Origin of the sequence: Priestia sp. FSL W8-0524 (assembly GCF_038005965.1) — a bacterium.
Taxonomy (GTDB): Bacteria; Bacillota; Bacilli; order Bacillales; family Bacillaceae_H; genus Priestia; species Priestia zanthoxyli.
Genome location: NZ_JBBOUG010000001.1, coordinates 4,163,122 through 4,178,988, shown reverse-complemented (window position 1 = coordinate 4,178,988; position 15,867 = coordinate 4,163,122). Strand labels below are relative to the sequence as shown.

General features: G+C 38.4%; 13 protein-coding genes. All 13 read left to right on the top strand.

Going from position 1 to position 15,867, the window contains the following annotated elements:
• Positions 1-119 precede the first annotated feature (119 nt).
• The 13 genes from sodA (at position 120) to NST66_RS21780 (ending at position 15,749) form a co-directional block, all read left to right on the top strand.
• The gene (gene sodA / locus NST66_RS21840; protein WP_013059198.1) at positions 120-728 is read left to right on the top strand and encodes a superoxide dismutase SodA; all 609 of its coding nucleotides are present in this window, start codon (positions 120-122) and stop codon (positions 726-728) included.
• Between the two features lie 129 nt (positions 729-857).
• The gene (locus NST66_RS21835) at positions 858-2,135 is read left to right on the top strand and encodes an MFS transporter (protein ID WP_047749833.1); all 1,278 of its coding nucleotides are present in this window, start codon (positions 858-860) and stop codon (positions 2,133-2,135) included.
• A gap of 161 nt (positions 2,136-2,296) precedes the next feature.
• Positions 2,297-4,474 carry a peptidoglycan D,D-transpeptidase FtsI family protein gene (locus tag NST66_RS21830; RefSeq protein WP_033579690.1) on the top strand — a complete coding sequence of 726 codons (2,178 nt, stop codon included), beginning with the start codon at positions 2,297-2,299 and terminating at the stop codon, positions 4,472-4,474.
• A gap of 646 nt (positions 4,475-5,120) precedes the next feature.
• Complete coding sequence (gene pstB / locus NST66_RS21825; RefSeq protein WP_370506071.1) at positions 5,121-5,918, top strand: phosphate ABC transporter ATP-binding protein PstB; 798 nt, start codon at positions 5,121-5,123, stop codon at positions 5,916-5,918.
• Positions 5,919-5,940: 22 nt separating this feature from the next.
• Complete coding sequence (gene phoU, locus NST66_RS21820; protein WP_013059193.1) at positions 5,941-6,600, top strand: phosphate signaling complex protein PhoU; 660 nt, start codon at positions 5,941-5,943, stop codon at positions 6,598-6,600.
• 393 nt (positions 6,601-6,993) lie between these two features.
• On the top strand, positions 6,994-7,488 hold the full coding sequence (locus NST66_RS21815) for a DUF4912 domain-containing protein (protein WP_034271122.1): 495 nt from the start codon (positions 6,994-6,996) through the stop codon (positions 7,486-7,488).
• Positions 7,481-9,799, top strand: coding sequence for a glycosyltransferase (locus NST66_RS21810; RefSeq protein WP_049166204.1), 2,319 nt, complete (start codon positions 7,481-7,483; stop codon positions 9,797-9,799). The genes NST66_RS21815 and NST66_RS21810 overlap by 8 nt, the downstream gene beginning before the upstream one ends.
• Positions 9,796-12,075, top strand: a complete 2,280-nt coding sequence (locus NST66_RS21805; protein ID WP_049166203.1) for a sugar phosphate nucleotidyltransferase — start codon at positions 9,796-9,798, stop codon at positions 12,073-12,075. The genes NST66_RS21810 and NST66_RS21805 overlap by 4 nt, the downstream gene beginning before the upstream one ends.
• A gap of 242 nt (positions 12,076-12,317) precedes the next feature.
• Positions 12,318-12,467, top strand: a complete 150-nt coding sequence (rpmG, locus tag NST66_RS21800; protein ID WP_013059189.1) for a 50S ribosomal protein L33 — start codon at positions 12,318-12,320, stop codon at positions 12,465-12,467.
• Between the two features lie 48 nt (positions 12,468-12,515).
• Positions 12,516-13,082: a 5-formyltetrahydrofolate cyclo-ligase gene (locus NST66_RS21795; RefSeq protein ID WP_328170670.1), complete on the top strand. Its 567-nt coding sequence runs from the start codon at positions 12,516-12,518 to the stop codon at positions 13,080-13,082.
• Positions 13,069-13,866, top strand: a complete 798-nt coding sequence (locus NST66_RS21790) for a DUF92 domain-containing protein (RefSeq protein WP_047749836.1) — start codon at positions 13,069-13,071, stop codon at positions 13,864-13,866. The genes NST66_RS21795 and NST66_RS21790 overlap by 14 nt, the downstream gene beginning before the upstream one ends.
• A 51-nt stretch (positions 13,867-13,917) precedes the next feature.
• Entirely contained in the window at positions 13,918-14,094 is a 177-nt protein-coding gene (locus NST66_RS21785) for a hypothetical protein (protein ID WP_013059186.1), read from the top strand.
• Between the two features lie 134 nt (positions 14,095-14,228).
• Positions 14,229-15,749, top strand: coding sequence for a rhomboid family intramembrane serine protease (locus NST66_RS21780; protein WP_328170671.1), 1,521 nt, complete (start codon positions 14,229-14,231; stop codon positions 15,747-15,749).
• Positions 15,750-15,867: the final 118 nt, after the last annotated feature.

The following is a 15,867-nucleotide window of genomic DNA, read 5'->3' as shown; positions in this document are numbered from 1 at the left end:
TAAATATAAATCATGGATTAGGTACTTTTTATTTGAAAGAGTAGGGTAAATTTGCTAATCTAAACGTATATGGTGCTTTTGCGCCAAAATGCTTACATATTTTGAAGGAGGAATTATTCATGGCTTACAAATTACCAGAACTACCTTATGCATACGATGCACTGGAACCACATATCGACAAAGAAACAATGAATATTCACCACACAAAACATCACAACACATATGTTACAAACCTAAACGCTGCTGTTGAAGGCAAAGCGGATTTAGAAAGCAAAAGTATTGAAGAGTTAATTTCAAACTTAGATGCTGTTCCTGAAGATATCCGTACAGCAGTACGCAATAACGGTGGCGGTCATGCGAACCACTCATTATTTTGGACAATCCTTTGCCCTAACGGCGGCGGTGCTCCAACTGGTGAATTAGCAGACGCTATCGCTAGCAAATTCGGCAGCTTTGATCAATTCAAAGAAGAATTTGCAAATGCAGCTAAAACTCGCTTCGGTTCTGGCTGGGCTTGGTTAGTTGTAAACAACGGCGAATTAGAAGTAACAAGCACACCAAACCAAGATAGCCCATTAATGGAAGGCAAAACGCCAATTCTTGGTCTAGACGTTTGGGAGCACGCTTACTACTTAAATTATCAAAACCGCCGTCCAGATTACATTTCAGCATTCTTTAATGTTGTAAAATGGGACGAAGTTGCTAAGCGTTACGACGCTGCAAAATAAGCTGAAGACGTATTTAAGAGCCAGTAAAGTAATTATTACCTTTACTGGCTTTTTTGTTTTCCAATTCTTTTACATATCTCCTTTTCTTTTTCACACACTAGGTGTAGAAGAGAAAAGGAGTTTTTTGATATGCCTTTATTAAAAAAAGTAGTTGGAGATGTAGAAGTTAGTAAAGATTTACTTTTGCTTTTAATTATAGGCGGTCTTTATGCCTTGGCTATTTCAATTTCCAATTCGTTTGTTAACATTTATCTGTGGAAACAATCAGGCGAATTTTCGGATCTCGCTATTTATAATTTAGCGGTAGTGGTGCTTCAGCCGCTTACGTTTATTTTAGCAGGTAAATGGGCCAAACGAATTGACCGGGTTGTGGTTTTAAGGTTAGGCGTATCTTTTTTAGCTGTTTTTTATATCGCTGTATTAGTCAGTGGAGCTAACGCAGCCGAGTATTTAGTATTGCTTGGTGGACTGCTGGGTATAGGATATGGCTTTTATTGGCTAGCTTTTAATGTGCTAACCTTTGAAATTACAGAACCTGATACAAGAGACTTTTTTAACGGATTTTTAGGGATCTTAAACTCTTTTGCAGGGATGATTGGTCCTTTAGGAGCGGGCTTTGTTATTTCCGCTTTGTATGAATCACTTGGGTATAAAATTGTGTTTGGTGTATCTCTGCTATTGTTTGTCGGTGCCGTTGTGCTTAGTTTTTTTATTACAAGACGCGCAGCTGAAGGAGTATACAAATTTAAAGAAGTGTGGGCTGAACGAAAAGTCAACAAAGACTGGAATCGAATATTACAGGCTCATTTCTTTCAAGGATTGCGTGAAGGTACGTTCATTTTTGTCGTATCCGTCATGGTATTTATTACGACGGGAAGTGAATTAGCTTTAGGAACTTATGGACTGGTGAATTCAGCGGTGGCGTTTGTAGGATACTATGTAGCCTCAAGATTTATTAAGCAAAAAAATCGCCTTCGATTTATTTTCACCGGGGGCCTCCTTCTCTATGGAGCAGTCTTTTTGCTTATCTTTAACTTATCGTATCCAAAGTTAATTATATATGCTGTTTGTATTGCCATTGCCTATCCTATTTTGTTGGTTCCATTCATTTCTCTAACGTACGATGTGATTGGACGAGCAAAGGACGTTGTTTCAAAAAGAATCGAATACATTGTTGTCAGAGAAGTATTTCTGAATATTGGGCGCGTTGTTTCCATATCTTTATTTTTAATAGCCGTACTATTTTTTGATGAAGCAAAAAGTATTCCCATTTTATTAGCTATTGTTGGAGCAGGGCATACGATCATTTATTTTTGTGTAAGACATATCTCACAGCCTCTGCACAAAAAAGAAACGACTGTTACTCCTCCAGTATTAAATGAAGGAGACGGAGAGTCTCCAGCTTAGAGTATTATCAGCTCCTTCATTTGTACTATGGAAAATGCCTCGCTTTTCTTTTAGAATAAATACGTTGTGTAAATAGGCACCTGCCAGGTGTCTATTTATTTGCTAAATGTCTGATTTTATGGTGTTATGGTATATATGTTTTATAAAGTGTAGGTGTTGGTATGAAAAAGAAAAAAAGAAGAAAAAGTCACGTGCCTTTTCGTGTGAACTTACTTTTCTTGACCGTATTTGCCCTATTTTCCGTATTAATTTTGCGGTTGGGACTTGTTCAAATTGTGTACGGTGAGAATTACGAACGAGAAGTCGAAAAAACACAGGACGTTACAGTCAGTACGCCTGTTCCTCGAGGGAAAATGTACGATCGGTATAACCGCGTAATTGTAGATAATACCTCTTTAAATACGATTACATATACTCGTTTTCAAGGAAATACAGCTGAAGAAAGGCTGCGCATCGCTAAAAAGTTAGCCACTATGATCGATGTTCCTTACACCACAAATGTGATTGATATTCCAGAAAATAGAAAGAATAAAGATGCTAAAAACGTGGTAAAAATTACAGAACGCGACATGAAGGATTATTGGATTATGCTTCACCCTAAAGAAGCGGAGCAGAAAATTACGAAAGCTGATCGTAAAAAAGTTCAAGATGGTGAAATGACTGATGACGAACTGTATCAACGTCAGTTAGACCGCATTTCTAAAAAAGATTTAGAAAGTTTAAAGAGTGATTTAGAAGTTCTAGCTATTAAGCGCCAAATGGAGGCAGGTTATTCTAACACCCCGCAAATTGTTAAAAGCGGTGTGACAAATGAAGAGTATGCCGTTGTAAGTGAGCATTTAGATGAACTTCCGGGTGTTGATACAACAACGTATTGGGATCGCTCATACCCAGAAAACAGCACTCTCCGTACTTTGCTTGGAAATGTATCCTCTGCCAACGAGGGTCTGCCCAAAGATAAAGTACAGTATTACTTATCAAGAGGCTATAGTCGAAATGACCAAGTTGGGACGAGCTATTTAGAGAAGCAATACGAAGCTCAGCTCAGCGGTCAAAAAGAAAAAGTCCAGTATGTAACAGATGATAAAGGAAATCTCCTTGATACAATTCAAGTGTCGAAAGGCGAACGCGGCAGTGATTTAGTTTTAACTATTGATATGGAGCTTCAAAAAGCGGTAGAAAAACAAATTACGGACCAGCTTTTAGCCAAAAAGAAAATGAAAGGAACGCAGTTTTTAGACCGTGCTTTTGTGATTATGATGGATCCTCACACAGGAGAAATCTTAACAATGGCAGGTAAAAAATACACCATTGATAAGAAGACTGGGGTACCTAAAATAGAAGATTTTGCATTAGGGAATATTTCAACATCTTATACAATGGGCTCTGTTGTAAAAGGGGCAACGGTTCTAGCTGGCTTAGATTCAGGAGCTATTAAGCCAAACACAGTGTTCGTTGATGAACCGTTAAAAATTAAAGGAACACCAATTAAGAAATCAGCTGAGGCTGAGGGGTTAGGACCCTTAACGTATTCATCCGCGTTAAAATATTCATCCAACGTATTTATGTTTAAAACGGTAATGGCGATGGCTGGATTACAGTACCACAAGAACATGACTTTACCGATTAAACCTGACACATTCAGCGAACTGCGTTCGTACTACAGTCAGTTCGGCTTAGGCGTATCAACAGGCATAAACCTCGATAACGAATCAACAGGTGTACAAGGCGGAAGCAATGTTCCAGGTACAGCGCTTGATTTAGGAATTGGCCAGTATGATACGTACACGCCGCTGCAGCTTGTTCAATATACTTCTGCAATAGCTAATGGAGGGTATCGCATCAAGCCGCAGCTAGTAAAAGAAATCCGAAAGCCAACGATAAAAACTGATGAAATTGGCGGTACGCAGCATTCATTTGAACCTGATGTGTTAAATCGTATCACGATGAAAGAAGAATACATTAAAGATGTTCAAAATGGCTTTAAGCGGGTTACGCAGGAACAAGGCGGTACAGGGTACGCAGCTTTCCATACAGCGAACTATAATCCTGCTGGTAAATCTGGAACGGCACAAGCCTATGAGAAAAACCCAAGCGGAGGGGATCCGATTAAAGTTAATAACTCAAACTTTGTGGCCTTTGCTCCGGCAAATGATCCTGAAATTGCAGTAGCTGTCGTGGTACCATCGGCATTTGTGCCAAGTGCACCAAATACCATTACAAAAGAGCTTGCTCGTTCTGCGCTCGATACGTATTTTGATTTAAAGAAAAAAGGTGAACAAGAAGTAAAAGATCAAGAAGAGAATCAACAGGCTGTCATTGCAAACGACGCCAATTAAAGAGGCTGGGAAAAAGCATATTAGTTGAAGTAAGATCCGAACGACGTTGATTAAGAATTAACGCTGTTCGGATTTTTTTATTGAGAGGGTGAACGTAGATTTCATGTAAGTAGGTGCTTTAAGCGGTTGATTGGAGGGCAGGGCGAAGACTTCTGCCGGAAAAGCGGAAGAAGTGAGACCCCGCAGGAGCGGAAGCGACAACGAGGCTCACCGGCCGCCTGCTTGCACGGAAATCAACAGTGGTGTCAGAAGAAGTGATTCGTACTGGCTTATTTATCTAATTTACTTATCTTTATATCAAATTAATTTAGTTATGTCTCAACCTCTTCTTTTTTGTTAGAAATCTTTACATATATGGTTTTTTATTGAATTTAAGGGTCGTAAGAACTAGTTTTTTACCTAAAAAACACGCAGATAGGCCTTCATTTACAAAAGCTTTACATTGAGTTAAAACACAATTAATAGTCGGCTATTATTCTGTAAGTGTAAGGATTAATAGAAATGATCAAAATAAGGGGAAGCGTTCGGCTTCTCGTATGTATTTACACTAATAGTAAACAATAGATATTAAATAGACATAGAGAGACTTTTATTGTGCTCAAAACGGTTAAAGACGATGAAGGAGGATTATCCAATGGCAATAACAATGGAATTGACTAACAAAGAAAAAGTAAATACTCCGCAAACAAAAGAAATTGTATATAAAACAAAAGGTTTGAATTTATGGTATGGCAACACACATGCCTTAAAAAATATTGATTTAGACATTCATGCTAACGAAGTTACCGCGATCATCGGTCCATCGGGCTGCGGAAAATCAACATATATTAAAACGTTAAATCGTATGGTAGAAATGACGCCAATTGTCCGTACATCAGGTGAAATTGAGTATAGAGGAAAAAATATTTTTGATAAATCGTACCATGTGGAAGAGCTGCGCACGCAAGTAGGAATGGTTTTCCAAAAACCAAATCCGTTCCCAAAATCTATTTATGATAATATCGCGTACGGTCCAAGAATTCATGGCGTTCGCAACAAGAAAAAACTAGATGAAATTGTTGAAAAAAGTTTACGAGGAGCAGCTATTTGGGACGAAGTTAAAGATCGTTTGAATCAAAATGCGAATGGGTTGTCAGGTGGACAACAGCAGCGTATCTGTATTGCGCGCTGCTTGGCTATTGAACCCGACGTTATTTTAATGGATGAGCCTACTTCTGCACTCGATCCAATTTCGACATTAAAAGTAGAAGAGTTAGTACAAGAATTAAAGAAAGACTTCAGCATTATTATTGTTACACATAATATGCAGCAAGCGGCACGTATTTCAGATAAAACAGCATTTTTCTTAAATGGAGAAGTGGTAGAGTACGCAGAAACAGATAAAATCTTCTCAATGCCATCTGATAAACGCACAGAAGATTATATTACAGGTCGTTTCGGTTAAGACATACAAGGAGATGGGATGAGTGGTTGTACGCGAAAAGTTTCATGGTGATTTAAAGATATTACGTGAAAAATTATTAGAAATAGGGCGCTTAACGCATGAGGCGTTATCAAAATCAATTGAAGCGTTGCAAACAAGTAACGTTGAGCTGGCGCTAGAAATTATCGACGGTGATTCATACGTGGATGACTTAGAAGAAGAAATTAATGACCTAGCTATCCTACTGATTGCAAAGCAGCAGCCCGTGGCTATTGATTTAAGACGTATTATTGTGGCAATTAAAATTGCTTCGGATGTTGAGCGTATGGCAGATTTTGCCGTTAATGTAGCAAAATCAGCTATACGAATTGGAAACGAAGAATTAATTAAGCCGTTAGAACATGTAAAGAAAATGCACGATATTTCGATTGAAATGCTGAGCCTTTCGTTAAAAGCTTATCACGAAGAAGATCTTGTGTTGGCTAAAAAAGTAGCGGAAATGGACGATCAAGTGGATGAGCTTTACGGAATAACAATTAAAGAACTTTTAAGTCTTGCTAAAGAAAAGCAGGAGGCTATGAACCAAATTACACAGCTTTTATTTGTAGCCCGTTATTTAGAGCGTATGGCTGATCATACCACTAACGTAGCAGAAAGCGTATTTTACCTTGTAAAAGGCAAACGCTACGATTTAAATGAATAGTGGAAAAAGAGGCTGGGACAAAAGTGTTTTAGTTGAAGGAAGATCCGAACGATGAATCGTTCGGATTTTTTTCATTGTATCGAGAAACGTAGGTTTAATGTAGCTGCTTCTAGCTGTTAATGAGAGGGAAGGGCAAAGACTCCTGCAGGAAAAGCGGAAGCGACGAGGAGGCTCATCGCCGCCCTCGGAAAGCGACATTTTGCACGGAAATCAACAGCGGTGTAACAAACGATTCATACGGGCCCATGCATCCAATTTGCTGGCCTGGATTTTTTAACACAAATCGACAAATTGCGTTTATTGTGGCAACTTTTTCTGAATGGTAAGATGTTAATAAGTTTATACGGCATTTATATGTAGAAAAAACAATCTAAGAAACGAAGTGATAAAACAGTGGCTCCTAATCTTATTCAAAACTTAAATGTATGTATAGCTACTCAGCTTGACTCATCTCGTATTTATGTTCACTGGTCGTTTTCAGAGCATATTCGAGAAATGGTAGAAAGTATGTTTTCGACACGATGGGAAGAATTGAATCTAGCTATGTGTACGTATGATATAACAGGCCTTCATTTTAACGGCCATGAATCAAACCGCTATTATATGAAGGGTCTTACTCCTAAGCAAGACTTCATATTTATGAATAGCTTGGAAAGTGAGCGCACGTATGTAATAGATATTGGTATTCAAGATAAAGAAGGAAGTTTTTTTTCCCTTCTTCGTTCGAATCCGGTTTATTTGATGAAAGAACAGCATGAACAAGTGAATGTAACGTCGTTGAGCTGGATGTACGAACCTGTAAAAGTTCACCAGGGTGTTCAAAATGAATTTAGCACATATTCCTTATATTCAAATGACTTGGAGCAGGTGAAGAAGCAATATGAATAGTGATGACTGTATTCTTTTAACTTATATGCATTATCCGTTGCTACATGTACTTCAAGCAGAGAGTGAGTATCCGCTGTTTGAACAAGTAACGAACGAATTCATCCCTTTTTTAGATCAAATTGAGTCTGAAAAATTGATAGGTGCAACAGCTGTGATGTCTTGTGTATTTTTGAACGTATTAAACGACGAGGAGTTTAATACTCGTTACGCTCAGTATTTACACCAGTTTTCAAGCCGGCAGCATCAGAGAGCACTCACTTTTTTAAAAAAGTGGGACGGGAGCTTGTTCTCAGCCTGCAAATATTTCTTTCAGCATGACATGATGGAATGTATTCCTACTACCGTAACGAACGCGTTCGTTTCCATCCTTAAAACAGAACAAACATTAAATCTCCAAATTACAGAAGCAATACGTGTTTTTCAACAGTTTTTTGAAAAAAAGCCCGTCGGTTTTTTTATACAGCAAGGAGAGTATACTCATCAAGTAGATATGCTCCTGAAATCTCATGAAATGCGCTATACCTTTGTGAAGTCATCAACAGATGAACTAAAAAAGTCCCCTGCTGGTATTATCTTGTTTCCATATCCTAAGCAAGGAAAACAAGTTGAGGAAGGAACAATGAATAAAGCGAGCGCTGTTTTAGATTTGAAAGCGAAGGACACGCTTGGCTTTCAGCGAATGCAAGCAGCAAGCGGTACATTTCAATATCCTTTAGATTACGCGAGGGATATAGAGTTTTATCAAAATGAAACTCTTGCACTCTACGGTGCAACAAAAAGCGCCGAATTTGTCAGTGAGAACAATCAATTGTTTATTTCAACCGTACAGAAGTCAGAGGCGATGCTAGGTGTGATCGATTTTAAACATCCTAGCGTGGTGAATGCTATCTACCGACAGTGGCTCCTTTTAAGTAGCAGCGATTGGCTTTATACTTTTGAAAAAGTCAGAGGTGAATACGAAAGGCAAATAAAGCTGTTTGATTTTCTCTGTCACGAAGAGAATCCAAGGATGGATAGTGAAAACAGTTTTCTTTCAGGAAGTTCTTTTTTATACCCTGTAAAAGAGATAGAGCCGTCGGCTTTATCAGTAAATCAATATAAAGGCGGTCTCTCCATTTTAATGCTTGCATGGGAATTCCCTCCTCTAGTTATCGGAGGACTTGCACGACATGTATTTGATTTATCCAGAGCGTTAGCTAGAGCGGGCCATCACGTTAGTGTATTAACGACCTATGTAGAGGGGCTGCCGGAATATGAACGTTTATACGGTGTTCACGTTTACAGAGTTAAAAGCCTGCAGCCTCATCATCCGGATTTTTTGACATGGGTAAACAGTTTGAACGTGGCTATGGCTCTTAGAGGACTGCAGTTAGGCTACAAGCTGTCTTTTGACGTTATTCATGCTCATGACTGGCTTGTTGCATCCGCAGCAAAATGTTTAGCAGATAAAACGGATAGGCCGCTAATTACGACCATTCATGCGACAGAACATGGGCGCAATAATGGTATTCATAATGACATGCAGCAGAAAATTCACTTGCAAGAAGAGGAGCTGATTCGACAATCAAGCTCAATCATTGTCTGCAGCGACTATATGAAGAAAGAATTAATCACTTTATTTCACGTAGAACAGGATAAAATTGCTATATTTCCAAATGGAATTGACAAGCAGCTGGTAGTCGACGCAGTAAATGAGCGGTTAAAAGAAAGTTTACAAAAGAAATATAATTTTAGAAAGGCCCCTATTATTTTTTCAATTGGACGAATTGTATATGAAAAAGGATTTCAGCTATTTATTGAAGCAGCGGAACTATTTAAGAAAAAACAAATAGATGTTCAATTTGTTGTGGCGGGAAAAGGGCCTTTACTTCATGAGTTTCGAACACAGGTAAGTGAAAAGCAATTAGACAAATACGTGTATTTTATTGGATACATTACCGATAACGAACGAAATCAGCTTCTTCAAGCTTGTAAAATGGTTGTTTTTCCAAGTCTATATGAACCTTTTGGAATTGTGGCTTTAGAGGGGATGGTAGCCAAGAAGCCAACCATCGTTGCGGATACAGGAGGTCTAAGCGATATTGTTTCACATTTCGACACGGGCCTGACGTTTGCCAGAGGAGATACGCTCGAATTAATCAACTGTATTGAATTTTTGTTAAAAAATGAAAAAATAGCTGCGAAAATCAGCGAAAATGGGTATAGAAAAGCAACAACGATGTTTAGCTGGGAGAAAATCGCTATTGATACAAGTAAGCTGTTTCAACATCACATTTGCCAGGATAAAAAAAGGAGGGAGGCAAAAAATTGAAAGCCATTATACTTGCTGGCGGTAAAGGAACAAGACTGCAGCCCTTGACCTATACGATTCCAAAGCCTATGCTGCCGCTTTACGATAAACCTGTGATGGAATATAGCATTGAACTGCTTAAGAAACATGGAATTACAGAGATTGGGATTACGCTGCAGTATAGGCATGAACAAATTATTGAATACTTTGGGGATGGCTCTCAGTGGGGAGTGACGCTTACTTATTTTATCGAAAAAGAGCCTCTTGGAACAGCGGGCGGAATTAAGCGAGCAGAGGCCTTTATTGAGGAAGACTGTATTATTATTAGTGGAGATGCCTTAACAGAAATTAATCTTCAAGACGTTATTCATTTTCATTATGAACAAAAAAGCGAAATGACCATTGTTACAAAAGAAGTAAACGACGTGCGGGGTTATGGAGTGGTGACGATAGATGAAGGGAATCGAGTCACGGGATTTGTAGAGAAACCGACCTACGAACAGGCCAATAGCCGATTGATTAATACGGGAGTGTATGTGATCAAAAAATCCGTTCTTGATTACGTGAATTCTTATGGTCCTACAGATTTTAGCTTTGACATTATCCCGCTTCTTTTGGAATATAATCATACTGTGTGCAGTTTTGTAACAGAGGATTATTGGATTGATATTGGGCAAATCCACCATTATCGTCAAGCACACTATGATCTGTGGAGCAAGTGGTTTGGCGATAGACAGGAAAGTATTGTCTCAGATGACGCGCTTATAGAAGAAGGGGTGACTGTTTACGATCCGGTTTACGTAGGAGAAAATGTGGTGATTAGAAAAGGTGCTTCAATTGGTCCTTACACGATTATCGGAACCAATAGTATCATAGAAGCACATGCTGCAATCGATAAAACGATTTTGCTTCAAAACGTAACGGTGGGGGCAGAATCGTTTTTATACAACGCTACGATAGGTCCGTATGTAAATGTTCAAGCAATGACTACGTATGTCCAAGATACAGTAGCTGAAAATCAAGTGCTACCTCAACTTTCTGTAAAGCCAGATGTTTCTATCTTCAAAAACGGTCGCCTGTATGTACATTCATCTGTTGATCGAGAAAGACTATACAATGCGTTATTACTTGTATGCAAACATCAAGGATCGTTCTGTCTAGCAAGCGATGATGAAGGAGAAGCCACTCAACTTCGCAAAGAATGCTTTTCTTTTTTACGGAGTAATCATTCAGCTGTGTATGATATTAAAAAAGAAGCTCTTCCGGTATTTCGATATTACATGATGACTTCACAAGCGAGCATTGGTATTTATATTGGTGTGGATAGCAAAAACAGCGGTCTGTTTTTAGAAATATATGATAATAAAGGACAATTAGTTAATCAGCTTATTGAAAAAAAGATTGAGCGGATGTATCTTCAAGCTAAAAAAGCAAACATAACGACTTCTGTTTCACTTAAAGAAACAAGCATAGGAAATATCAGGGAAGAATATTGTGATGCTTTAGTAAAATCAATTAATCAGCATGTTTTATTAGAAGACAGTACGCGGATTGGTGTGATTTGTTCACCGTTTATACAGGAAGTTGTCGAATTATTATGTAAGCGTCTTCGTATCCATGTGTTATTTTTAAACAAGTGGGAGAAAACAGAAGAAACCAAACGAATAATTAAACGAAATAAGCTGTCTTTTTGTATTCAGATTAAAGAAGATGGAGAAACATTTGCTCTATATGATGAAAAAGGCTGCAGCGTAAATGACTCAGAAATTATGTCGCTTTATATTTATAGCGTATACATGACAAAAAAAGTAGCATTCGTTCCTATTCCTATACACTATTCATCCACATTAGAAACATTTGCTCAATCTCTCAATCAATCATTTATGAGGACAAAAGCAAAAAAACGTGATTTGCTTAGTCTTTTGGGGCCTGTTCAATTTCAGTTAGATGCCATGTACGCTTTATGTCAGCTGATCGAATTAATTATGGTGCAGCAGCGGAAAATTTCTGAAATGATTCAATATGTCCCCCACGCTTATATGAACTGGCGCTATATTTCATGTCCGCTAGAAATTCAAGAACAAGTGATGAAGAAGTTATTAGAAGAAGCAATCGGTAAACAAGTGTATGTCATTGATGGTTTAAAAATTTACCATGATCCTCATGAATGGACGCTTATTTTGCCCGATGGTCACTTGCCTGTATTAAATATTTATTCAGAGGCGTTAAATACTCAGACTGCCAAGAAGCTGTCGGCATATTTTGTAGAAAAAATACAAGAATATCAAAGAGTGTAAATAATGGATTTTATTTAAAAGAAAGGAAGTACGCCTCTCATAAAAAGAGTTCCGCCTATTTTAAGAAACTTCATCTATATATAAGGCGTAGCAGAGAAGGAGCTCAGGACTCTAAGAGGAAAGAAAAAGTGAAGAAATGAAATTAAATGACTTTCTTCAAAAAAACAGACTGGCATTTCCTTTCGAAAAATGATATTATATTAAAGTCTGATTTATGTTTATAATGTTTGGAGGGAAAATAGATGCGCGTAAACGTTACATTAGCTTGCACTGAAACTGGTGACCGTAATTACATTACAACTAAAAACAAGCGTAATAACCCAGATCGTCTTGAGTTAAAAAAATACAGCCCAAGACTTAAAAAAGTTACACTTCATCGTGAAACAAAGTAAGCAGTAGGAGTACAATCCTGCTGTTTTTTTTTATAGGGGGGAATTAAAATGAAATCTCATCTGCGCAAAGAGATGAAGCGCGTTCTTAATTTAATTTCTGAAGAGCAGCACGAGGCACATTCAACGAGCATAGCAAATGCACTGTATGAAACTTGTTTATGGAAAGAGGCTAGAGTCATTGCAGCTACGGTTTCAAGAAATAAAGAAGTTAATACGAAAGCCATCATTGAACGGGCTTGGAAAGATGGAAAGAAAGTAGCTGTTCCAAAATGCAACCCCACAACATCTCAAATGGTTTTCTACGAGATTACGAATTTTTCACAGCTTGAAACAGTGTACTACGGGTTAGCCGAACCAATTGTTGAAGAAGCGGTTCCCATTTCAAAATCTTCAATTGATTTACTCCTTGTGCCTGGCGTGGTATATAGCAAGAATGGATATCGTATCGGCTATGGAGGCGGCTATTACGATCGTTATTTAACAGATTATACCGGACAGAAGCTAAGCCTTGCGTTTGATTGTCAAGTCGTTTCAGAGGTTCCATATGAATCTCATGATATTCCCGTTGAATATATTTTGACAGAGAAGGAGCTTATTTGCTGTGAATCCGTTTGATGCTGTCATGATAATCGTGATATTACTCATGGCAGGAGCGGGCTACATAGCAAAAGCACTGACAGTATCGGGAGCCTGCATGTCTTTCATCGTAGGAGCGAGCGTTTATATCGGTTTTTCGCTTCAAGGTTTTTTACTCTTACTCTTATTTTTTAGCACTTCTACGTTGTGTAGTAAGTATAAAAAAGAAAAAAAACGCGCATTAGAAGAAAAGCTAGAGAAGCACGACAGGCGAGATTACATTCAAGTCCTTGCTAATGGAGGTGTAGCTGCTGCTTGCGGTTTGTTATATGCTGCAACAGCTTTGCCTGTTTACATGTGGATGTTTATGATTAGTATCTCAGCTGCTAATGCTGACACATGGGCATCTGAAATAGGGTCTCTTAGTAAGAAGCCGCCGTTTTACATTTGGACGTTAAAGAGAGTAGAAGCGGGTACTTCAGGAGCCGTTTCACTTTTAGGTACAGCAGCCGGAGCAGCCGGAGCTTTTCTTATTGCTGCCGCTTGTTATTTTGCTTTTCCATCCGTATCGCTGAGTAGTATATTGCTAGTTGGGTGCTTTGGTTTTATTGGAAACGCTATAGACACTCTTCTTGGAGCAAGTGTGCAAGTTCGCTTTCGCTGTCAAAGCTGCGGTATTGAAACGGAACGGAAAGATCATTGCGGCAAGCCAACCGTAAAAGAAAAAGGAATAACGTTCTTTAACAATGATGTTGTGAATCTTGCCGCTATTTTGCTTGCTGCTTTTACAGGCGGAATCCTTATCCTGCTTTTACCTATATAAGAGCATAAAATGTTCGTCATAGGAGCAAAGTAAACGTAAGGAGGCTTGAAAATGAGACATATTGTATTAGTACTTACGCTTTTAGTTGTTGGAACGCTGGGCTACCAAATGAGATACCGTGTTTTAAATTCGCTGTTTGGAAATTCATTTATCCGCAGTCTAGCTGTTCGTTCATTTTTTAATTTGCCGTTTGTTCGGGATCGTTTAATGAAGCAGGTCTTCCGCTAAGAGCGAAAGATACATAAAAAACACCTTACAGACATGTAAGGTGTTTTTTCGTAGAAAAAGAAAAAGGGAAAATCGTTGCTTTTTTCCTGGCTTTCTGCCATCTTTACATATAGAGAGTGTGAGGAGGTGACTATTTGTCTAGGCAAGATTTTTATTATTTGCAGGTGGCACAGCAATTGCTTGGCCATTCTTCATATGAGCTGATTTCGATGAAAGCTGATGCTTCAGAGCTATGGTTTCAATCTCACTATCGCAAAGATAAGTCAATAATCCGCATAGTCCGCCGTAATTTCAAATCAGTCGTTGAGCAGCAAAAAGATGTATTGTATGCATTACAAAGAGCTGAGAATGTGCGAAAGCAGAGCGGTAAATCAACGCTTACTCTTAACACAATTTACTTTGCTGATTTTGATCCTTTTTATACAGAGCAGTCCTTAGAAAGTGCGCCGAGTCCCTCTAAAGTGAACAGTTATGTTGAACAACTAACGGCAGAGAAAGCAAGCGCTTATGAACCTCTATTCGAACGGCTGGGTCTTACATTAGAAAGCGCAGACAATTTCTCTTCCGAAGAAGAAGCTCAGCGGATAGAACAGTGGAAACATAAAATTGTGCTTTTTGTGCAGAAAAAACAAAGCGAAGAACAGCAAATAGCTGGATACGGAAAGCCTATTTTTACATATATATTTTTAGCGATGCAAATCTTAATGTTTCTATTTCTGGAGTGGAAAAGCAGTACGCAAAATACGCTCACTCTGATTCAATACGGAGCTAAATATAACCCCTTAATTATAGAAGGCGAATGGTGGCGTTTTTTTACACCTATAATTTTGCATATAGGACTTCTGCATTTGCTTATGAATAGTGTAGCCCTGTATTATTTAGGAACGCTTGTAGAGAGGATATATGGCAGCGGGCGTTTTGTCTTTATTTATATATTTGCCGGGTTTGCAGGATCTCTAGGAAGTTTTATATGGAATACGTCTATTTCCGCAGGAGCCTCAGGGGCCATTTTCGGTTGCTTTGGAGCTTTACTGTTTTTAGCAAGAACAAATCCACGCTTCTTTTTTCGAACAATGGGATCGAGTTTCATTATCATCATTGTGATTAACTTGATTTTTGGATTTGTTGCGCCGAACGTCGATAATGCAGGGCATATTGGCGGTTTGGTTGGCGGATTTTTAGCTGCAAGCATCGTCAGTTTACCGAAACAAAAAAAGCTGTATATTCAGATTCCGGCTTTCATTTGCACGCTTTTATTAGTAGGAAGTCTGCTTTTTTATGGATATCATGAGCGTTCTGTTTATCAAGATGAGCCATATGCACTCAGCGTAGCGGCTACGTATCTTCAGCAGAAGCAGTATGAAGAAGCAAAAGACGCCATCAAGCTTTTTATTGAAAAAGGGACAAGCAATAGTGACATATATTTTATCAGTGCTAGCGCAGAATTTTATCTTGAAAATTATAAAGAAGCTAAACAGCAATTGAATCAGGCTGTAAAGTATGATTCAACTTTTCATGAGGCGTATTACAATTTAGCTTTGGTGAATATAAAACTGAATGATATTACAGCGGCCACACAAAATATCGACAAAGCAATTGCGCTTGAACCACAAAGTAAAAAATATGAAAAGCTGAAGCGACAGCTAGAAAATTAAAACTGTTGAATGACGAATTTAATATTTTATACTTTACTATTGTGAGAACGTTTACTAGAATATTAATATGTAGACCTAGCAGTGGGCGTTAAATACGGCCGCTGTTTATGACTGAATG

Coding starts and splice junctions, on each gene's coding strand:
- sodA (WP_013059198.1), top strand. CDS start 120: ATGGCTTACAAATTACCAGAACTACCTTATGCATACGATGCACTGGAA.
- NST66_RS21835 (WP_047749833.1), top strand. CDS start 858: ATGCCTTTATTAAAAAAAGTAGTTGGAGATGTAGAAGTTAGTAAAGAT.
- NST66_RS21830 (WP_033579690.1), top strand. CDS start 2,297: ATGAAAAAGAAAAAAAGAAGAAAAAGTCACGTGCCTTTTCGTGTGAAC.
- pstB (WP_370506071.1), top strand. CDS start 5,121: ATGGAATTGACTAACAAAGAAAAAGTAAATACTCCGCAAACAAAAGAA.
- NST66_RS21810 (WP_049166204.1), top strand. CDS start 7,481: ATGAATAGTGATGACTGTATTCTTTTAACTTATATGCATTATCCGTTG.
- rpmG (WP_013059189.1), top strand. CDS start 12,318: ATGCGCGTAAACGTTACATTAGCTTGCACTGAAACTGGTGACCGTAAT.
- NST66_RS21795 (WP_328170670.1), top strand. CDS start 12,516: ATGAAATCTCATCTGCGCAAAGAGATGAAGCGCGTTCTTAATTTAATT.
- NST66_RS21785 (WP_013059186.1), top strand. CDS start 13,918: ATGAGACATATTGTATTAGTACTTACGCTTTTAGTTGTTGGAACGCTG.